General features: G+C 46.7%; 18 protein-coding genes and 1 pseudogene. 11 read left to right on the plus strand and 8 right to left on the minus strand.

Annotated features, from left to right (window positions below):
- Positions 1-100: 100 nt before the first annotated feature.
- The 3 genes and pseudogenes from rfbF to RGU70_RS04505 form a co-directional block, all read left to right on the plus strand.
- Positions 101-871 carry a glucose-1-phosphate cytidylyltransferase gene (gene rfbF / locus RGU70_RS04495; protein ID WP_322208204.1) on the plus strand — a complete coding sequence of 257 codons (771 nt, stop codon included), beginning with the start codon at positions 101-103 and terminating at the stop codon, positions 869-871.
- Between the two features lie 198 nt (positions 872-1,069).
- On the plus strand, positions 1,070-1,684 hold the full coding sequence (locus RGU70_RS04500; RefSeq protein ID WP_322208205.1) for a class I SAM-dependent methyltransferase: 615 nt from the start codon (positions 1,070-1,072) through the stop codon (positions 1,682-1,684).
- A gap of 403 nt (positions 1,685-2,087) precedes the next feature.
- Positions 2,088-2,813 (plus strand): annotated as a pseudogene (locus RGU70_RS04505) (IS3 family transposase); the annotation flags it as partial.
- A gap of 38 nt (positions 2,814-2,851) precedes the next feature.
- Here the strand turns inward: RGU70_RS04505 and RGU70_RS04510 are convergent.
- Positions 2,852-3,997 carry an IS30 family transposase gene (locus tag RGU70_RS04510; protein ID WP_322207422.1) on the minus strand — a complete coding sequence of 382 codons (1,146 nt, stop codon included), beginning with the start codon at positions 3,995-3,997 and terminating at the stop codon, positions 2,852-2,854.
- A 113-nt stretch (positions 3,998-4,110) separates the two neighbouring features.
- Between RGU70_RS04510 and RGU70_RS04515 the strand changes: the two genes are divergently transcribed.
- Positions 4,111-5,198 (plus strand): IS3 family transposase gene (locus tag RGU70_RS04515; RefSeq protein ID WP_322208206.1). Its coding sequence is split into 2 segments (ribosomal slippage): positions 4,111-4,363 and positions 4,363-5,198, totalling 1,089 coding nucleotides; the frame shifts between segments, so codons are not numbered across the junction.
- A gap of 82 nt (positions 5,199-5,280) precedes the next feature.
- Complete coding sequence (locus RGU70_RS04520) at positions 5,281-6,426, plus strand: IS30 family transposase (protein ID WP_322207422.1); 1,146 nt, start codon at positions 5,281-5,283, stop codon at positions 6,424-6,426.
- A 140-nt stretch (positions 6,427-6,566) separates the two neighbouring features.
- Here RGU70_RS04520 and rffA read toward each other — a convergent pair whose 3' ends face one another.
- The 7 genes from rffA to RGU70_RS04555 all read right to left on the minus strand — a co-directional run bounded on the left by rffA (position 6,567) and on the right by RGU70_RS04555 (position 12,436).
- Positions 6,567-7,706, minus strand: coding sequence for a dTDP-4-amino-4,6-dideoxygalactose transaminase (rffA, locus tag RGU70_RS04525; RefSeq protein WP_322208207.1), 1,140 nt, complete (start codon positions 7,704-7,706; stop codon positions 6,567-6,569).
- 545 nt (positions 7,707-8,251) lie between these two features.
- Positions 8,252-8,626 (minus strand): EamA family transporter, encoded by a 375-nt coding sequence (locus RGU70_RS04530; protein ID WP_322208208.1) that lies wholly within the window; start codon positions 8,624-8,626, stop codon positions 8,252-8,254.
- The gene (locus RGU70_RS04535; protein ID WP_322208209.1) at positions 8,626-9,534 is read right to left on the minus strand and encodes a hypothetical protein; all 909 of its coding nucleotides are present in this window, start codon (positions 9,532-9,534) and stop codon (positions 8,626-8,628) included. Before RGU70_RS04535 ends, RGU70_RS04530 begins: the two co-directional genes overlap by 1 nt.
- A gap of 2 nt (positions 9,535-9,536) precedes the next feature.
- Complete coding sequence (locus RGU70_RS04540; RefSeq protein WP_322208210.1) at positions 9,537-10,202, minus strand: acetyltransferase; 666 nt, start codon at positions 10,200-10,202, stop codon at positions 9,537-9,539.
- Between the two features lie 2 nt (positions 10,203-10,204).
- Positions 10,205-10,834, minus strand: coding sequence for a class I SAM-dependent methyltransferase (locus tag RGU70_RS04545; RefSeq protein ID WP_322208211.1), 630 nt, complete (start codon positions 10,832-10,834; stop codon positions 10,205-10,207).
- A complete protein-coding gene (locus tag RGU70_RS04550) occupies positions 10,815-11,744 on the minus strand; it encodes a glycosyltransferase family 2 protein (RefSeq protein WP_322208212.1) in 930 nt (309 codons plus the stop codon). Before RGU70_RS04550 ends, RGU70_RS04545 begins: the two co-directional genes overlap by 20 nt.
- Entirely contained in the window at positions 11,741-12,436 is a 696-nt protein-coding gene (locus tag RGU70_RS04555; protein WP_322208213.1) for a WbqC family protein, read from the minus strand. The genes RGU70_RS04550 and RGU70_RS04555 overlap by 4 nt, the downstream gene beginning before the upstream one ends.
- Before the next feature lie 659 nt (positions 12,437-13,095).
- Here RGU70_RS04555 and RGU70_RS04560 point away from each other — a divergent pair.
- The 6 genes from RGU70_RS04560 (at position 13,096) to RGU70_RS04580 (ending at position 19,796) form a co-directional block, all read left to right on the plus strand.
- Positions 13,096-13,878: a transketolase gene (locus tag RGU70_RS04560; RefSeq protein ID WP_322208214.1), complete on the plus strand. Its 783-nt coding sequence runs from the start codon at positions 13,096-13,098 to the stop codon at positions 13,876-13,878.
- On the plus strand, positions 13,875-14,783 hold the full coding sequence (locus tag RGU70_RS04565; protein WP_322208215.1) for a transketolase: 909 nt from the start codon (positions 13,875-13,877) through the stop codon (positions 14,781-14,783). The genes RGU70_RS04560 and RGU70_RS04565 overlap by 4 nt, the downstream gene beginning before the upstream one ends.
- Before the next feature lies 1 nt (position 14,784).
- Positions 14,785-16,761, plus strand: coding sequence for an NAD-dependent epimerase/dehydratase family protein (locus RGU70_RS04570; protein ID WP_322208216.1), 1,977 nt, complete (start codon positions 14,785-14,787; stop codon positions 16,759-16,761).
- A 433-nt stretch (positions 16,762-17,194) separates the two neighbouring features.
- Positions 17,195-17,578, plus strand: coding sequence for a hypothetical protein (locus RGU70_RS04575; RefSeq protein ID WP_322208217.1), 384 nt, complete (start codon positions 17,195-17,197; stop codon positions 17,576-17,578).
- Positions 17,575-17,979: a GtrA family protein gene (locus tag RGU70_RS17665; RefSeq protein WP_416186478.1), complete on the plus strand. Its 405-nt coding sequence runs from the start codon at positions 17,575-17,577 to the stop codon at positions 17,977-17,979. Before RGU70_RS04575 ends, RGU70_RS17665 begins: the two co-directional genes overlap by 4 nt.
- A gap of 224 nt (positions 17,980-18,203) precedes the next feature.
- Entirely contained in the window at positions 18,204-19,796 is a 1,593-nt protein-coding gene (locus RGU70_RS04580; protein WP_322208218.1) for a hypothetical protein, read from the plus strand.
- The last annotated feature ends 35 nt before the right edge of the window (positions 19,797-19,831 follow it).

The following is a 19,831-nucleotide window of genomic DNA, read 5'->3' on the forward strand; positions in this document are numbered from 1 at the left end:
GGGAACAGGGAAGAAGTCCAGCTTGTGAGCTTAAACGCAGTCGGTGATTCAATCACTGCCTATTCGTATCTCTATCAATTACTTTATAAAAAATCTGATCATGAAAGCCGTCATTCTCGCAGGTGGTCTTGGTACCCGCATCTCCGAAGAAACAAGCACGCGCCCTAAGCCAATGATAGAAATTGGCGGGATGCCTATTTTGTGGCACATCATGAAGATGTATTCCGCGCATGGCGTGAATGAATTCGTGATCTGCTGCGGGTATAAAGGTTATTTGATCAAAGAATATTTCGCCAATTACTTTTTGCATATGTCGGACGTCACCATCGACATCGCCAAAAACAGTATGGAGATCCATGAGCGCAAGGCGGAGCCGTGGAAAATCACTCTCGTTGATACCGGTGAGCAAACGCAAACCGGCGGTCGCCTTAAACGCATTGCGCGCTATGTCGAAGGCGAAGATTTTTGCATGACGTATGGCGATGGCGTCGGATCGATCGATATCACCGCGCTGATTGCATTCCACAAGGCACACGGCAAGCTCGCTACCATGACGGCGGTGCAGCCACCGGGGCGTTTTGGGGCTCTCGAAATCAGCGGCACCCAGGTCACCTCTTTCCTGGAAAAACCTTCAGGCGACGGTGGCTGGATTAACGGCGGGTTTTTCGTGCTGAATCCTAAAGTGTTGGACCTGGTCGAATCGGATGACATATTCTGGGAACGCAATCCCCTGGAAGCGCTTGCTACTCAGGGGCAGATCGAGGCGCATTTTCATCCAGGATTTTGGCAACCGATGGACACGCTCAGAGATAAAAATCGGCTGGAAGAGTTGTGGGGGACGGGGAATGCGCCTTGGAAGGCTTGGAAGTAGGGGGATTGCCATCCTTCACTGCCATATAATCGAAATGAGAAACGACAGCTATCGTTGTAAAAACAGATCAATTCAAATAAACGAAAAGGAGTCTGAAATAAAAATGACATCGGCTTGACCTTTTTCAACCCAATCGGTGGGTCATAATTTGATGCAAATGGTGGGTCAGATTCAAACGTAAAAAACAAAGGCTAATCAATGGCACAAATCACGCATGGCTTAAGGGCGATTCTTTCGCATCCTCTCATTTACTCCACACTTCAGTTGCTTATGGGCGCGCACTCGTTCAGAAAAAGCTTTGTGGCAAATTATGTTAAACCTCATACTGGGATGCGGATATTGGATATCGGTTGCGGTCCCGCGGGAATTCTTGCCTATCTGCCGCAGGTTAGTTATTCAGGCTTCGATATCAGCCAAGACTATATCGATCAGGCGAGCAAGCGATTCAGCCCTATCGGGGAGTTCCACTGCAAGCATCTTTCAGTGGGGGACCTCGAAAGACTGTTACCGTTCGATGTCGTTTTTGCTCTGGGGCTGCTTCATCACCTTGAGGATGATGAAGCTATTGACGTCATGCAAATAGCTTGGCGCGCCCTGAAACCAGGGGGGCGTTTGTTTACGATAGATCCATGCTGGGAACCGTCGCAGAACCCAGTTGCCCGGCTTTTGATTCGTGGTGACAGAGGACAGAATGTCCGGGATAAGGTCGGATATGAGGCGCTGGCCGGGGCGGTCTTTGAAGCGCCCCGTGTCTATGTAAAGCACAGGGCATGGATACCATATACTCATTGTATTATGGAGTGCCAGCGATGAATTTCATCCAGCAGTTCGGCGCCGGGATTGTCCTAATGAATTTACGGGTAATTGCAGTGAATTTGCCCCTCATTGAATTGGCGATATGACGTGACAAGTGGAAAAATTCCATTCAACAAGGCTTAACATGTCGAGCATGTAAACGCTTCTGTGTAAAATCCACGGTAGTATCAACGAGCGTACTTTTAAATACGCTCTTCGAATTGGGTCGTAAAGCGATTTAAGGCAACACGTCAATTCTGGATTGGTATAGTCCATTTCTTTGCTGCTTGCTCGATAGCCAGATAAATGATCTTTATGGCCGATTCGTCACTCGGAAACTGTAGTGGTCTAATAAAGCCAGACACCAATTTAGGCGAAAATACTTGCCAAAGAGAGGTGTTTGATGAGCAAGTAAAGATGATCGTTTTCTCCCGAGTTCAAGCAACAGGCTGCCTGCCAGGTTCTGGACAAGAACTATGGCCACATTGAACCGAGCCGGTCGGTTGGTGTCGGCGAGTTTGTTTTACGTCTCCGGGTTAACCAGCTTCAACTGGAACGGCAAGGCATCACGCCGCAAAGCAAGGCGATGACGTCGGATCAGCAACGCATTCAGGAGATTGAGGCGCGTATTGATCGACTTGAGCGCGAAAAGGCCATTTTAAAAAAAGTACCGCGCTCTTGATGTCGGAAGAAATCAAACGTACGAGATAATCGACAAGGTTTGCCGTGATGATCCTGTCGAACTGGTCTGTGCATTATTGGATGTGTCACGGTCATGCCTATACTCGTATCGAGAGTGATTCCGGCAATCCGACACCAGCGCATGGCACTATGCAGCCGCGTCCATGAATTGTTTGTCGAGAGTCGAAGTTCGGCTGGTAGCCGCAGCATTATGAGAATTATGCGTGAAGATGGCGACGTGATTGCTCGCGTCAATGTCAGCCGCTTGATGGAAGAACTGGGCCTGATCTGCAAACAACCAGGCAACGGTGGAGCGCATTGACATCCCCAATCATTTAAATCGCCAGTTTGTGGTCGATGTGCAGAATCAAGTTTGGTTCGGTGACACTACCTATATCTGGCAGAGGGCTGCTGGCATTATTTGGCTGCCGAACTGGACTTGTACACGCGTCGGCTCGTTGGCTGGTAATCCCCCCAATAAAAAGTATCGGCGGATTCAAGCGGTCACTGCAACGCGTTATTAAAAATTTCCGCCGGCGTTCTAAACCCGAGAGTTTTTCGTGGTCGGGCATTGAGCTCTGCTGCTATGTCATCTAATTCGTGTTGGGAATATTTGGCCAGTCCGCTTCCTTTTGGGAAATATTGCCTCAACAGACCATTGGTATTTTCATTAGTGCCACGTTGCCATGGACTACGAGGATCGCAAAAATAAACTTCCATATCTGTTGCGATAGTAAATTGTTTATGTGCTGAAAGCTCTTGTCCGCGATCCCAAGTTAAACTTTTGCAGATCTGATAGGGAAGTTTTTTCATCTGCTCCGTCAGTGAGTGCACCACACTTGGTGCTGTGCGGCCTTCACACTTACACAAGACGGTAAATCTAGACTGACGCTCAACTACGGTGGCTATGGCGCTGTTATTGGCACCGATAATCAGATCGCCCTCCCAGTGCCCAGGGATTGCTCGGTCTTCGATTTCAACGGGACGATCTCTGATCGAGATAGCATCCAAAATTTGCCCTCTACTACCGGCCTTATGATTTTTGGCATGGCGAAACATCCGTTTCGTTCTTAAATGTTTTTTCAGCTCTTCCCGAAATAAGGCCCGTGTCTGAATAAACAAAGATTTGTATATCGTTTCATGGGACACATACATCTCCTTGCTCGTGTCGGTCTGCCTGGTCTTTAGCCATCCAGCGATTTGCTCTGGAGACCAGTTTGAGGCGAGCCTTTCCTCTACAAGACATCTTAGGGCGGGACGTTCTGCCAGTAAGAATGATTTTGGTCGCTTCGCTCGTTTAAGAAAAGCTTGTTCAGCAATACTGGCACGATATTTAACGACGCCACCGTTCCGGGATATTTCCCTGGAAATTGTCGATGGTGAGCGATTAAGTTCTCTGGCAATACTGCGAATACTGCACTCTTTGGCTAGTGCCCTAGAAATGTCTTCGCGCTCTTCAAGAGTAAGGTAAGTCGCTCGACGCTGCCTCTTTCGTGGCGTGATGCCACCGTGATAGAGCAGGTAGGAGTATATGGTTGCCGCTGGCTTCTCAATGTCCCTGGCTATTTCGCTCATCGGATATCCTTGTTGCCACATTCGCCAGATGATGGCTTTGCGATCATCGGTCATTGCTCCGTAAATACTTGGCATCGCACACCTCATCGATTTTAATTTATGATGAAAATCAGGTGTTGCAGTGACCGCTTGAATCCGCCTCAGTTAGAAGTAGAATTTTCTTAAATGAGATTTTGAGGAAGTTTTACATGAAGACATCACGCTTTACGGAAAGTCAGATCATCAACATCTTGAAGCAGGCCGAGGCCGGTACGCCAGTACCGGAGCTTTGCCGGGAGCATGGGATGAGTTCGGCATCGTTTTATAAGTGGCGCAGCAAATATGGCGGCATGGATGCGTCAATGATGTCCCGGATGAAGGAACTTGAGGAAGAGAACCGCCGGCTCAAGAAGATGTACGCCGAAGAACGATTGAAGGCGGAGATGGTGACGGAGGCGATGCAAAAAAAGTGGTGAGGCCATCTCTGAGGCGAGAGATGGCCAAAAAAGCGGTTCAGCAATATGGCTGCAGTATCCGGGTGGCGTGCGCGGCCTTTGCGATCAGCGTGGTTTGCTACCGTTATCATGCCAAGTTGTCGGACGAGAACGCGGTGATTGCGGACTGGCTGGTAAGACTGACCAACAATCAGCGTAACTGGGGATTCGGCATGTGCTTTCTGTATCTGCGCAACGTCAAGGGGTTCGGCTGGAACCATAAGCGCGTCTATCGCATTTATCGCCAGCTGGAACGCAATTTGCGGATCAAGCCGAAGAAGCGATTGGTCAGGGAAAAGCCCGAAGCGTTAAACGTGCCTGAGTCGATCAACGCGGTGTGGTCGATGGATTTCATGCATGATCAATTGTCGGATGGACGCAGTATCCGTTTGTTCAACGTGATCGATGACTTCAATCGCGAAGGCCTTGCCATTGATATCGATTTCTCGCTGCCGGCAGCCCGAGTCGTCCGTTGCCTGGATCAGATCATTGAATGGCGCGGTAAGCCGCTGACCATTCGCTGCGACAATGGTCCGGAATACATCAGCGCGACGCTGGCGACTTGGGCACAAACGCGTGGCATCCGGATCGAATACATCCAGCCAGGACAGCCGCAGCAAAATGCGTATGTCGAGCGCTACAACCGCACGGTACGTTATGACTGGCTGGCCCATTATCTGTTTGAATCGATCGACGAAGTGCAGGAGTTTGCGACCAAATGGCTATGGACCTACAATCACGAGCGACCGAACATGGCGCTCGGCGGCATCACCCCAAAACAAAAATTAGCACTTGCAGCATAACCTCTACTTTTAGCTAAGGCGGATTCAAGCGGTCACTGCAACACCTGATTTTCATCATAAATTAAAATCGATGAGGTGTGCGATGCCAAGTATTTACGGAGCAATGACCGATGATCGCAAAGCCATCATCTGGCGAATGTGGCAACAAGGATATCCGATGAGCGAAATAGCCAGGGACATTGAGAAGCCAGCGGCAACCATATACTCCTACCTGCTCTATCACGGTGGCATCACGCCACGAAAGAGGCAGCGTCGAGCGACTTACCTTACTCTTGAAGAGCGCGAAGACATTTCTAGGGCACTAGCCAAAGAGTGCAGTATTCGCAGTATTGCCAGAGAACTTAATCGTTCACCATCGACAATTTCCAGGGAAATATCCCGGAACGGTGGCGTCGTTAAATATCGTGCCAGTATTGCTGAACAAGCTTTTCTTAAACGAGCGAAGCGACCAAAATCATTCTTACTGGCAGAACGTCCCGCCCTAAGATGTCTTGTAGAGGAAAGGCTCGCCTCAAACTGGTCTCCAGAGCAAATCGCTGGATGGCTAAAGACCAGGCAGACCGACACGAGCAAGGAGATGTATGTGTCCCATGAAACGATATACAAATCTTTGTTTATTCAGACACGGGCCTTATTTCGGGAAGAGCTGAAAAAACATTTAAGAACGAAACGGATGTTTCGCCATGCCAAAAATCATAAGGCCGGTAGTAGAGGGCAAATTTTGGATGCTATCTCGATCAGAGATCGTCCCGTTGAAATCGAAGACCGAGCAATCCCTGGGCACTGGGAGGGCGATCTGATTATCGGTGCCAATAACAGCGCCATAGCCACCGTAGTTGAGCGTCAGTCTAGATTTACCGTCTTGTGTAAGTGTGAAGGCCGCACAGCACCAAGTGTGGTGCACTCACTGACGGAGCAGATGAAAAAACTTCCCTATCAGATCTGCAAAAGTTTAACTTGGGATCGCGGACAAGAGCTTTCAGCACATAAACAATTTACTATCGCAACAGATATGGAAGTTTATTTTTGCGATCCTCGTAGTCCATGGCAACGTGGCACTAATGAAAATACCAATGGTCTGTTGAGGCAATATTTCCCAAAAGGAAGCGGACTGGCCAAATATTCCCAACACGAATTAGATGACATAGCAGCAGAGCTCAATGCCCGACCACGAAAAACTCTCGGGTTTAGAACGCCGGCGGAAATTTTTAATAACGCGTTGCAGTGACCGCTTGAATCCGCCAAGCTTAAAAATGGGGGGATTACCCTCGTTCAATCATGCGCACTGGCGCGACTTAACGAAAGACGGCCTTGAGTTAGCGCTTACCTTGCAGTGCCATCGGTCATGCTTTTTTCCGACGGTCTTAGCTAGGAAATTGCCTGAGTGAGCACCGCAACAACTTTATCTTGCTGCTCCTCATTCAGTGCTACCCACAAAGGCAGGCGAATCAGTTGCTCTGACTGGCTATTTGTTACATCCAGTGTTCCGTGAGCCCTACCAAATTGTTTGCCACCCGGTGAAGAGTGCAATGGGACATAATGAAATACGACGCCAATATCGTGACGTTTGAACGCTTCCAGTACTTTATGTCTATCGATTTCAGGCGAAAGTATCACGTAATACATGTGCGCGTTATGCTGGCATTCGTCCGGGACAATTGGACGGCGAATCAATCCTTTGGATTCCAGTGGTGCAAGTAGCTCGTGATACCGTCGCCACGAGGTCAAGCGCTTTTGCGTTATGCGATCAGCCTCTTCGAGTTGCGCCCACAGGAAGGCAGCTATCAATTCACCAGGTAGAAAAGACGAGCCCATTTCTTGCCAGGTATATTTGTCTACTTCGCCGCGGAAAAAACGATTGCGATCAGTACCTTTTTCCCGAATGGTCTCGGCGCGCGAAACCAGGTCCGGATCGTTGACCAGCAAGGCTCCGCCTTCGCCCGAGATAACATTTTTCGTTTCATGAAAACTGTAAGCCCCCATATGCCCGATGCTACCCAATGCGTGTCCTTTGTAGGTCGCCATGACGCCTTGAGCGGCGTCTTCCACTACTTTCAGGTCGTGGCGGTTGGCGATGGACATGATCGTATCCATTTCGCAGGCAACTCCTGCGTAGTGGACAGGAACAATTACGCGCGTACGGGAAGTTATTGCTGGCTCAATCAAGTTTTCATCTAGGTTGAGGGTGTCGGCTCGAATATCGACAAATACCGGTATGCCACCACGAAGCACAAATGCATTTGCCGTTGAAACAAAGGTATAGGATGGCATGATGACTTCATCGCCGGGTTGTATGTCCAGTAATAAGGAAGCCATTTCCAGTGCGGCAGTGCAAGAGTGGGTAAGCAAAGCCTTGTCGCAACCTGTGCGTGACTCAAGCCAGCCATGGCAACGTTTCGTGAAGGGGCCATCCCCCGCCAGACGTCCATTGACATGGGCTTCGGCGATGTAATGCATTTCTTTACCGGTCATGTACGGCCAATTAAAGGGGATGCGCGCAGTTTTCATATTGGGGCCGCTTTAACATAATGATTTCAACCGCCGAGTAATTCGTCGGGATGCTATTTATTCTTAACTTCTACACCAGTTTCACATGTGCTTGCGGAGGATCATAAGATGATCGAATCTTGCAACTTCTTTGTATCCCGCGGCTTGAATTGCATCAGCAACGCTTTGGCGTGCCTGCTCTTTATGCGGCGCGTATCTCAAAATATCAAATATTGGTATACCGCTCGGGTCGGATTGATATGCAGGTGGCGAATATTTTATTTTTCACATATTTATAGGGTAAAAACACATCAGTATGTTTTTAATAATAATATGCAAAAAAATCGGTATCAGTATCGCCCAAGCCTTGATTAGCTTTCCAGTAGGAATATATTCCAATAATATAAAAAATGCATATTAAAAATAATATGCTTAGGATGTCAAAAAAAATTCCTGAGTTATCTGGATTTGTCTTTTTGAAGGAACTTATTTTTTTAAAAACATTTTTTATTGACTTTAGCGTATCAAGTGCCAGATATAGGCCGGTTAGCGTGAGTTTTTATAAATCATCCGCGAACTGCTACTACAGTTCCAATGGTTATCAATACAATTCCCAGGATTTTTTGCATGGATACGGGTTCGTTAAGCAACCAACCACTCAGAAGTACCACCAGCGCAAAGTTGATACTCATGAAGGGATAGGCGTAATTCAAATCGAATTTCGTCATCGCGGCCATCCATGCAAGGGATGCCAGGAATGCAGAGACAAAACCGGAAAAAATCAGGGGATCAAAAAAGAGTGCGAACAGGAATCTCAATTTTTCCATGCCGTCGACTGGAAACGCACCGAAATTCTGGATGCGCCACTTGAGTATCAGTTGCCCGTAAACAGTGAATGCCATCGTCGCCAGAATATAGAGATGGTCGAAAAGGCGGGGCATTAGCTTTTTTCCAATACAGCCAAGCCAAATCCGGTCGTCCCATATCCGTTGCCGTTGTAGAGCATGTAGCGCTGGCCTTTGTGATCAAATACGTACGGATATTCCACCATGCCCGAATCCCACCCGGTAGCGGACACGTCAATGCCTGCCTCGTTGTCGCGTCGGGTCCAGTGACGACCATCGGCAGATTCTGCATACCCTATCCGATAACGCGGACCCCGGTACGAATACCACATCCTCCAGCAGTCCTGGTCGCGCATCACGGACGGGCGTGAAATTGCATACTCTCCATCATCGGTAAAATCGATGCAGACTTTCCCATCGCGTTGCCAATGAATGCCATCCGGCGACTCTGCATATTTGATGTGATATCGGTGTTCGGGTTTACCTTCGCGTATTCTCCAACCCACACAGGACAGGTACCACATGCGCCAAAAATCATCTCCCGGCAACACACAACAACTTGCGCAAAAATGCGGTTCTTTTACAGAGCGATCAACGATGGGTCCTTCCGAGTAGCGACTGAAACTGCCATCCGGATTATTGATTGATAATCCTATCGAATTCCGGAAAGGGACTGTAACACCCAGATTCCATCCTATGTAATAGAGAAATTTTTTATCTTCATGTTGTGTCAACCAGGTTGCCATTGCGCCGCTGTCGTCAAATTCGCCGAGTCCACCGGGAGCCAGAACGGGTGCGGTAGATAATTCGAGCATTTGATTGGGGGCGGTGATATCGATCACTACATATCCCGTATAGCTCCTATTGGATTGATCGCGTGAACTGAAATAAATTTTGAATAGGTCGCCCCCGAGATTTTCGGCAATTGGTACGGCTGCATGCGTGTGCATCCATGGTGTTTCGCCAGACGGACAAAAAATGAGTCCAAGTTTCCGCCATTTCATACTTATATCCCTCTTAATCTTGTGCTCGGTACTTTTGATCGTGTAGTTATGGTGCCGACATACACTCCCTCAGGTTCTGCATCAGCAAGCAATAGGGCACCGGCACCAATGACACATTTTTCACCAATCTTAATGTGATCGCGCAAGGTGGCATTGACGCCGATAAAGCACTGTTCTCCGATCTCAACCCGCCCTGATATAACGGCATGAGAGGCAATGAAACAGTGATCCTTGATGACGGAGTGGTGGCCAATATGATTGCCGCTCCACAGCGTGACGTTGTTGCCGATGGTGACGAATGGTTGAATAGTGTTGTCTTCAAAAATAAAGCAATTCTCTCCGATGCGACCCTCATTCAACACTGTCGCGTGAGAGCTGATGAAGGTGGCTATTGGATAGCCTAATGCTTTGGCAGCCAAATATTTATCTTTTCGGACATTATTAAGCTTTGAATAGCTAAGAGCGACAAAAAATGTGAATTTTTCAGGAGCGTAAATTTTTACAACATCCTCAAAGGCTACGACAGGTAGCTCACAAAATTTTTCTTCCTGCATGTACGTTGAATCAACAGTAAACGCGATTACCTCATATTCTGAATCCGTGCTGAAGTAAAACGCTGCCAATTGTGCAATATCTCCTGTACCAAAAATTATTAGCGGAGTTTTCATGTTTACTTTCTTACGAGGATCGTGAATTCGTATAAGCCGTAATCATGTAGAAGAGCTACATTGCGTGAATATCGGCGTTTGCAAAGATCAAAGAGTGCGCCAGGGTTTGCATAATATAAATAGTCATGCATCTTGTTCGCATCTGAATAAGATGTCAGACAATTGAATGCGAAACCAATACTGCTAGTTTTATCAAGAATATCCAAAGTGGCTTCTAAATAAGCCCACCATTCATCATCCGACCTACCCAGCCGAACATTAAAAATACCACTTGCTATACCGTAATCAGATGTGTGATCCGGCTCTTTAGATAAAATGAAACGTGCTTGAGATGAATCTTTATGTCGCAGCATAGCAGCCCGAATCATATTTTCAGAAACGTCTATTCCTAAATAAGAGAATTTTTCATTTTTTTTAGCGAGAAAATCATAGAGAGCGCCATAACCACAGCCCAAATCATTTAAAGAAAAATTATTTTTTTCATCAAGGATAGTTGAAAGTTTCAAGAAGCGAAGTATTTGACTTTCTTCTCCATTCCAATCGACTCCTTTAGGCGTATCTCCATGCTCTGCAAGTTTGATGTCATAATATTTAGCAACATCGGCTAACAGGTCATTGTCGTTGTTTTGCATAAATTTGTCTCACGATGGTGTAGGGGCGCTGTTTTGTTTCAGAAAATATTTTAGATAGATAAATGCCAACTACACCAATAAACGAGATGACCATTCCACCAATTAACCAGATTGATGCCATAACTGAAGTCCAGCCGCTTAAGGGTTTCGCAAAAAATACCCAATCCGTTATCAGATATAGGATGTAAATCGCTGTAAAAATCGAAATTATTACTCCGATATAAAAGATGCCGACAAGTGGCACATTACTGAAGGATGTGACTGAATTGACGAGGAGCGAAATTTTTTTACTGAACGTGTAAGTGGTTTGACTAGTGCTATGTTTTTTTACAAGATGCGGCTGTTGCTGAAAACCGGTAATGTGCCACAATCCAGCAATAAAAATTTCACTCTCTTTATGCAGTAGCAAGGCGTTGACGTAGCGGCGGCTCATCAATCTTGCGGTGACAATGTTTTCCGGTAGTGCGAAACCAGTCAGGAAATTGAATAAACGATAAAACCAACGGCCGCTCAAGCGCTCCAACCAGTTTCCTTTGCGCTGCTCTTGTACTCCGTAGACGACGTCGCAGCATTGGCTTTGCATTTGCTGAGCGAAGTCAGTCAGGCACTCTGGCTCTTCTTCCAGGTCACTATCAATCAGTAAGACCCGCTCTCCGGTTGAGTGAGCGAGGCCAGTCATCATGGCTTTGTGGTGGCCGAAATTACGCGATAGGTCGACGACCATAATATGACTGTCGGTTTCAGTGAGCTCGACTGCGAGATCGAGACTGTTGTCGGGGGAGCCGTCATTGACCAAGATAATTTCATAATCGTCTCCTGCGAGGTTCCTCGCGGCGACACTGGTTCGATGATAAAACTCAGGGATGTAGGTCGCTGATTGGTAGAGTGTTGCGACAATCGAAAGCTTCATGGTTGTACATGCCTCATGTATCGATGTGCATCTTTCCCGCAGTTGAACAGTAAGTCGAGAATCGTGACACCATGCGAGAACTCTCCCCATAACTGTGGGTATTCAGGGTACCCGACATAATCAAACCAGGTCAGTTTGATATTCATGTCAGTGAATATTTTTTCCTCGACATAATCTTTGGCTGCTGGACCGGAGATGTATTCCGTGCCGCCGGCTTGCTGGCAAAGATCTGCTAATCGCTCGGTTTTTCCGTCAAGCAGGCTGTAATCCCATGAATTTCTAATTACTGTCTTGATATTCAGAAACTTGCAGATGGCGTTAATGAACGTGTGATTCAGCTGCGAAATGTGAGTATAGGAATTCGCAATATAGAGCGGTTCCAGCCATACCGCTATCTCGTCAAAATACGGTGCCCTACGATAATTCTGCACTAATGCTTTCCAGTGGGAAGCGGCCCAATCCGCATCATCGAGTTCGGTTTCACGGATTTTTTGATGATATTTTCCCTTGACCAGAACGGGTACCGTCAACCATTGAATCCCCTGAGGTGTCTTGATCTGGTTGCGATTGCGCCAGTCGCGGCGTGTGTACTGCATGTCGTCGTAAAGGATGAACTCATCGACTGCGGCGATCATGTCGAAGTAGCCCTTCCAGGGGATGTAGTTGGATTGGAGGATGGCGACTTTTTTCATTGCAGCGGCACCTCTGACTTGCCAATTTGGTGTGCCGTTACAGGCAAAGTAGCATCCGGCGCGAGTTTGTCCAGAATATGAATTATTGACACAAGTACTTTCCTGATGTGCTTAGCAGCATAAATTCGCAAATCGCCAACTGCCCGCATTGAATTCTAGATTTTAATCTACAGGGAGGGGGGGCGTCCATGAAATTGGTACTCATACTGTGCTTGGCAGTTAATTGACGTGGGTGACATGTGCTGATAGCCGTCGCTGTTTGGGTAATGGCGGGGCGTTTGCCGAGCAACATTTTCGGTATTGATGTGGCGATTCGATGCGCACTGATTTTGTGCAAATGAATAGTGTCGACCGCATAGCGCATTTTGCAAACAGTGCTTGGGTAATGGGTATACCTTCGGTTCGAGGCATCTAAGGCTCCCTACTGCCAACTGAATTCGCACTTTTAGCCGAATTGTTCAGATGTACTTCAATTTTGTAAGGAGCGCTATTGATCATTTATATCGAACCTAAAACTCGACTTCCTCCCTTTTCGCTGTGTTGTTTGCTGCTTTTATTCCCTGATTATTCGAACTTAAACGCATTCATTCGATTTAAAAATCGCTACTCTCATAGCGGCCGGTTACAATGTCACGGGTTAAATCAGAACGCATCGCCATATGAAAAAAATAATCCTAACGTCAGAAAAGCTTAAGGCGGCTCGAAAACGCCTTCTTCAAATGCATTTTGAAAGCGGTGTTGGCCATATCGGTGGGAATTTGTCGGCACTGGATTCAATGCTGGTAATTTTTCATGAATATCTGGAGGCGGACGATAAATTCATTTTGTCCAAGGGGCATTCAGCTGGTGCGTTATATACATCCCTTTGGAGTATTGGTCGACTTCAGGATGCAGATTTAAAACTCTTCCATAAAGATGACACTCTGCTTGCCGGCCACCCACCTGCAAAAGGAATTGCGGAAATCCCTTTTGCGACAGGAAGTCTCGGTCATGGTTTGTCACTTGCTGCCGGCACAGCTTTAGGTTTTAAGCTTAAAAATAGCGCTGCGCAAGTAATCTGCTTAACTTCCGATGGTGAGTGGCAGGAAGGTTCGACCTGGGAGGCGCTCATCTTCTCGTGCCACCAAAAACTCAATAACCTGACTGTTCTGGTTGATCACAATAACTTGCAAGGCTTTGGCTCGACTACGGATACTGCCTCAATGGCGCCGTTATGGAAAAAATTTCAAGGATTTGACGTCGAAGTGCAAGTGATTGACGGTCACGATCTGGACGCTATCCGCGCTGCATTGTCAGGCGAACAAACGCGCTTCCGAATTATCATTTTGAAAACAATAAAAGGTCGAGGCGTCAGCTTTATGGAGCACCGTATGGATTCACATTACCTTCCCCTCACTGAAAACCAGTTTCGGATGGCCAGCGAGGAGCTTGATTCGCTATGAGGAAGCAACTTTGTGACGCCCTGGTGGCACGTTCGGTGAATCAGAAAATGGTATTTCTGACCGGCGATCTCGGCTTTATGGCGCTAGAGCCGCTTCAGACTGCAATGGGGAGCCGGTTTATCAATGCCGGTGTGGCGGAGCAGAACATGATTTCGGTCGCTGCCGCACTTGCGCGGCAAGAATTGGATGTTTGGGCATATAGTATTGCGCCTTTCATTTATGCCAGGCCGTTTGAACAAATTCGCAATGACATTGCTTTTCATAACTTGCCTGTCAAGTTGATTGGTAATGGTGGCGGTTATGGTTACGGTGTAATGGGGCCGACTCACCATGCCATCGATGATTATGGCGTGTTGTTAACTTTGCCGAACATGTCTGTTTATATACCGGTTTTTGATGAAGATATGGCCGCTGTGGTTGAGCGAGCAGGTGATTCGGGGCGCCCCTCTTATATCAGGACCGGGCGCGGTGAGCCTCCTAAATCTTATTCTGTACCGGCATACGCACCCTGGCGTCAGCTAACGCAAGGCGGTGGCCCTGTCGTGATCGCAGTAGGTCCGCTTGCGGGTATTTATATCGAAGCGATTGAACAGCAAGCTGAAAACCTGAGGCCGAGGCTGTGGGCGGTAGCCGAATTACCCATTGACGTGTCTCCCTTGCCAGTGGAGTTGTTGGCACAAATAGAGGGCTGCTCCAGTCTGTGCGTTGCCGAAGAACATGTGCGACGTGGCGGGTTCGGTTCGGAGCTGCTGCTGCACTTGGCGGGTAAAGGAATTGCAGTCAAGAAATTTAGTCACCTTTATGCCAAGGCGCATCATTACGAGCGCTATGGTTCCCAAGCTTATCTTCGACGGCAATCGGGGCTTGATGTGGATAGCTTATTGGTCGCACTGAAGGGCGCTTAGCATGAGTCAATTGCATGCTTATATACGCGCTTTGCGTGGCCCGATTCTGGTCGCGGGCGCATCAGGTTTTGTTGGTGCCAATTTATTTAAGACTATCAGTGCGATACGCAGTGATGTGTATGCGGCCGTTCGGCATGAAAAAAACTGGCGTCTCGCAGAAGTCAGCGATGAACAAGTCATTGCGGTCGATCTGAATGATTATTCAGCGGTAAAAAATCTCATTAATAGCGTTGCACCACAAACGGTTTTCGATTGTGTGGCTTATGGCGCCTATTCGTTTGAGGAAGATGCAACCCTTATATATCAGACGAATTTTCAGTCAATTGTGAATTTCGTCGAGTTGCTGGCACAACAGCCCTTTGCTGCTTTCATTCATGCCGGCAGCTCTTCCGAGTACGGTACGAATTGTGCCGCGCCGCCTGAAGACAGCGTATGCGAACCGAATAGCGCCTACTCAGTGTCAAAAGTAGCGATAGGGGGCTACCTGCGTTTTATGGGTAAACAACGTAGCTTTCCGTGTGTGAACTTGCGTTTGTACTCTGTATACGGGCCCCTCGAAGATACTTCTCGGCTGATCCCCAATTTGGTCCGTAAGGCGCTTGAAGGTGGATTACCCCCCTTTGTAGATCCGCGTACCTCGCGTGATTTTATTCATGTGGAGGATGTTTGCGCCGCATTCATTATGGCGGCCGCAAAAATGCATCCTGGCTTGTACGGCGAAAATTTCAATATCGGAACCGGCATTAAGACAACGATTGCGGAGTTGGCTGCAGTTACGCGGAATGAATTTAACATTGAGGAAGAACCGAAATTCGGCACCATGGAAGGCCGCAACTGGGATTTGGCAGAATGGTATTCCGACCCACGTCGGGCAAGTGAGCAATTGGGTTGGGAGGCTACCATCAATCTTCCGGAAGGACTCCGATCCATGGCCGCTTGGGTTGTGACGCTGACCGATAACCAAATGGTCACGGGATCCAAAAAGAACAAAAATATACGGAAACGCAGTGTGTCGGCGATTATTGCTTGCTACAAGGATGGACAGGCAATCCCTGTGATGCATCGACGGCTGACGGATACCTTCGTTAAGCTTGGGATCGATTACGAAATTATTTTTGTCAACGATGGCAGTCCCGACGATAGTGCGCAGGTTATTTTAGAAATCAGCGAAAAAGATCCTCGGGTGATCGGGATTACCCATTCTCGTAATTTTGGTTCTCAGATGGCATTCCGGAGTGGCATGGAGCTTTCCACCAAGGACAGCGTAGTCTTGCTGGACGGGGATCTGCAAGATCCGCCAGAGCTGATCGAATCATTTTATGCCGAGTGGGAAAAGGGTTATGACGTAGTTTATGGCCGACGTGTGAAGCGCGACATGCCTTGGTACTGGGGGCTGATGTATAAACTTTTCTATCGTGTATTTGCGATGTTTAGCTATGTCACCATACCTCTTGATGCCGGTGATTTTTCGCTGATGGATAGTCGAGTAGTTGGTTGGTTGCTGAACTGTCCTGAGCGGGATCTCTTTGTACGTGGGCTTCGCGCCTATGTTGGATTTAAGCAAACTGGTGTCGATTATGTCAGACCAGATCGGATGTTTGGGGTGACTACTAACAGTCTTTTCAAGAACATTGACTGGGCTAAAAAGGGGATATTTTCGTTTAGTAACGCGCCCCTTACCATGCTTACGAGTGCCGGCATCCTATCGCTGATGCTGACTACCTTCATTGCAGTGGTGGTGGTGGTGCTCCGTTTGTTAGTACCCGATATTGCTCCTCGAGGCGCGACCACCATATTGCTTGCGATTCTCATGTTCGGGTCGTTTAATCTTTTTGCTATAGGTTTAGTCGGTGAATATGTCGCCAAGATTATGGCTGAGGTCAAAGGACGGCCGCGGCTGATTCGTTCCGCTCTGATTCGTAATGGTGGTTCAACTGATTTACTGCCGGATGGGAAAATTTTTGATCGTAGTCGTTAACTGTATTGATGTGTCGGATGGAATTTCTGTTTGAGATGTTGACTTGATCGGTAATTTGAAACGGTTGTCGGGTTTTTCGCCACAACTGCCAAGGACATTAAACAGCATTTTAGACGTTGCCGCCCCCGAGTTTTCCATTGAGACACTTTATTTCTGTAGGCATTAAATGCCTTAATCTAGATGTCAACAGTGTCGCCTAATTCAATAGGTATCAATGCAACGAAATTGCCTATTCCCCTGTAGCTCGTTTCCATCATCTGATAACAACCTTGGCAATGCTTTGGGTCCGAGGTGAAGGTGCGCATCAATGATACGAAAGTGTTTGTTGGTGAAATATTATTTGTTTTGTTCCGAACGGGAATGTCATATTAACCCTCCCGTTGGGTCTAGAACCGATGCCAGATTCCACTCTTGTTTTTACTAAAAGGTCGCCATGCCAGCTTTGCGCTCCTGCCCTGTTTGTGATTCTCCCGCTGAAGATGCCCTGTTATTCCAGGAAGAAAATATCGACGAAAGTCGAATATCTAGTTTTAGTTACGCCTCTCGTAAAGAGCCGGAGTACATGTGTCATCGGCTAGTTCGCTGCAAGAAATGTGATCTTGTATATGCGAGCAATCCTCCCGCTCAAAATGAGCTCGCGAATGCATACCACCTGGCTGAATACGACAGCTCAGAAGAAGCCAACGATGCTGCCAAAGCTTACATTAAGGCGATGTTGCCAATTTTGGGAGCGTTGAAACGGAAAGTCAGAGTTCTTGAGATCGGCTCTGGAACAGGTGTTCTGTTGGAACAATTAAAGGATATTGATTACCCATGAATAAATATGTATCGACTCGCTTTACAAAATATCTAATTGTCGGTGGACTTAATACGTTATTTGGATTGCTTGTATTTAGTCTCTTCGCGCTCACGCCGTTGCCAACATGGATGGTGTTGATAATTTCAAATATCGTGTGCATAACGTTCAATTTTTTCACGACGGGCAGTTTGGTTTTTGAAAATGCCAGTGCAAAAAAAATTCCCAGGTTTCTTATTTGTTATGGTGTGATTTTCATCATTTACTTGGAATTGATCGGATGGCTGTCTCCGATTGTAGGGGGGCGAATATGGGCGATGGCCGTAGTCGTCTTGCCTATGGCACTTTTTACTTATTACCTTCAGTCGAGATTCGTGTTCGGTACACAAGTTGCCGCCCCATCTGATCAAAATTTACTATAGCGATAAGACTAGAAGGCCGGATTACCGAATGGCCTACATACTTTCTTTGTGGATGATTTCAGGTTCTGCCTAATGATCCGAGATGAAGGCGTAATCATAAAATTGATTATCCACTAGATTTATATCCAGTTTCAGCTACTTCATATTGTTAATGAGCAGTGGTAGTACCTATTATGTTTAATTTGGTTTTAGCTTTAGTGTTGCCTCCGTTTAGGAAAATTCGTATGGGAAAAATTGAAAAATGGTTGGTTGCCGCGACGTGTATGGTTATCGTGGCACTGTTCACCAATTTCTTTTATCAAACCAGTGCTTTAAAACATTTGGATTCGGTTTTTTTGTACGAAAGTTCACAGAGCGTTATTGATAGCGGTCGGGCAACTTCGAGAACAATTGCAACCTGGCCCTTCGTACTAAGGTCGTTTACTCAACCTGTGGAGTCTGTTTGCAAGGATGATCTGGATCTGGAAAAGCTGACTCCTTATAACGTTTTAGATAACCATGCCTATGCTGCCTTGTATTTGATCGCGCCACTCACGGCACTCGTCGGTCCTGAGCTGACTTTTGCATTTTTATCTGCCTTGGCGCATGTCCTGTTATTGATCATTCCATATGTTTTTTTAAGGAGGCAAGGTGGTCGGCTTTTGCCTTGCTTGGCGTTTGTGTTTTGTATCTCACTCTATCCTGCGTGGTCATATTCGATGGTCGGTGATTATTATCTTGACCGTTTGTATATGCCATTTGCATTGTTGTCACTTTTTTTCATGCACGCTATCGCGCAAAGGGATGGGCAAGGAACGGACAGACGTTTAGTACTGGGCTTTATTGTGTCGGCTGTTATTGCTGCCTTATTTACGGAACGCGCCGCCATCATGATGGCGGCAGAAATCGTTTTTTTCCTGCTCTTTTTCCCGAGGATACGTAAATCCCCTCTAGTCAGAAACGCAGTGTTGGTACTGCTCGCAATTCTTATGGGATATTTGTACATCTATCTTCGCTTCTTCTATGTGGGCATGGAAAATGGAGGCTCGCTGTTAATTGTTGCGAATATAGAGATGCTAAAAAATACGGTGCTGAGATTTCAAGTGCCAGAGATATCAGCGTTTTTATTGGTTAATCTTTTGTTCATTGGTATTTTTGTTCCATTTGCAGGTTTTCGATATGTTGTACTTGTGGTCGGGGCGATGATGCCAAATCTACTAATTCCAATAGGAGGAGCGGAATTCAACGGATGGACTACTCATTATCATGCCATGTATCTCCCATTTGTTATTTTTGGGGCTTCGATTGGATACTTAAGGGTAATTCGATTCTTTAATGGTAATTATGGATGTTTCATGCTTCCGTTGATAATCGGAGTCTATGTTTTGTTAGCAGCCAGTCATCTCAATCCTTTTTCTGCGAAATATGAGAAGCAGGTTCTTTGGATTGATAGTAAAAATATATGGGGAACTATTTCTAGTTACTATCTAAACACTGGTCGTTCCGAGAAAAGATTTCAGGTAGAAAAATTAAAAGAACTTGGATCAATTATTCCTTCGGGTGCCAAAGTCAGTGCGATTGATGGAGTAATATCCTCGCTTTATAAGTCACGATTGCTGTCCCTATATCCTGTTGGTATAGATAGTGCTGATTACTTGATTGTTGCTGGTACTGCTAACGCTGGGCGGGTAACAACGATGTCAGGAGCAGTTAGTTTTTTTGGCAAAGCGGAGACAGATGCGTTGAATTTGTGCCTCTCAAAAAGAATAGTTAAAAGTGGCTTTGTGTTTGTCAAAGCTATAGATCCAATTGGCATTCTTGTATTTAAACGTAATTAATAAAAGTCGAGGCTGATTAATTTAGATATTAATGA

This window comes from Herbaspirillum sp. RTI4 (assembly GCF_034313965.1).
GTDB lineage: Bacteria > Pseudomonadota > Gammaproteobacteria > Burkholderiales > Burkholderiaceae_D > Herbaspirillum.

Coding starts and splice junctions, on each gene's coding strand:
- rfbF (WP_322208204.1), top strand. CDS start 101: ATGAAAGCCGTCATTCTCGCAGGTGGTCTTGGTACCCGCATCTCCGAA.
- RGU70_RS04500 (WP_322208205.1), top strand. CDS start 1,070: ATGGCACAAATCACGCATGGCTTAAGGGCGATTCTTTCGCATCCTCTC.
- RGU70_RS04510 (WP_322207422.1), bottom strand. CDS start 3,997: ATGCCAAGTATTTACGGAGCAATGACCGATGATCGCAAAGCCATCATC.
- RGU70_RS04520 (WP_322207422.1), top strand. CDS start 5,281: ATGCCAAGTATTTACGGAGCAATGACCGATGATCGCAAAGCCATCATC.
- rffA (WP_322208207.1), bottom strand. CDS start 7,706: ATGAAAACTGCGCGCATCCCCTTTAATTGGCCGTACATGACCGGTAAA.
- RGU70_RS04530 (WP_322208208.1), bottom strand. CDS start 8,626: ATGCCCCGCCTTTTCGACCATCTCTATATTCTGGCGACGATGGCATTC.
- RGU70_RS04535 (WP_322208209.1), bottom strand. CDS start 9,534: ATGAAATGGCGGAAACTTGGACTCATTTTTTGTCCGTCTGGCGAAACA.
- RGU70_RS04540 (WP_322208210.1), bottom strand. CDS start 10,202: ATGAAAACTCCGCTAATAATTTTTGGTACAGGAGATATTGCACAATTG.
- RGU70_RS04545 (WP_322208211.1), bottom strand. CDS start 10,834: ATGCAAAACAACGACAATGACCTGTTAGCCGATGTTGCTAAATATTAT.
- RGU70_RS04550 (WP_322208212.1), bottom strand. CDS start 11,744: ATGAAGCTTTCGATTGTCGCAACACTCTACCAATCAGCGACCTACATC.
- RGU70_RS04555 (WP_322208213.1), bottom strand. CDS start 12,436: ATGAAAAAAGTCGCCATCCTCCAATCCAACTACATCCCCTGGAAGGGC.
- RGU70_RS04560 (WP_322208214.1), top strand. CDS start 13,096: ATGAAAAAAATAATCCTAACGTCAGAAAAGCTTAAGGCGGCTCGAAAA.
- RGU70_RS04565 (WP_322208215.1), top strand. CDS start 13,875: ATGAGGAAGCAACTTTGTGACGCCCTGGTGGCACGTTCGGTGAATCAG.
- RGU70_RS04570 (WP_322208216.1), top strand. CDS start 14,785: ATGAGTCAATTGCATGCTTATATACGCGCTTTGCGTGGCCCGATTCTG.
- RGU70_RS04575 (WP_322208217.1), top strand. CDS start 17,195: ATGCCAGCTTTGCGCTCCTGCCCTGTTTGTGATTCTCCCGCTGAAGAT.
- RGU70_RS17665 (WP_416186478.1), top strand. CDS start 17,575: ATGAATAAATATGTATCGACTCGCTTTACAAAATATCTAATTGTCGGT.
- RGU70_RS04580 (WP_322208218.1), top strand. CDS start 18,204: ATGGGAAAAATTGAAAAATGGTTGGTTGCCGCGACGTGTATGGTTATC.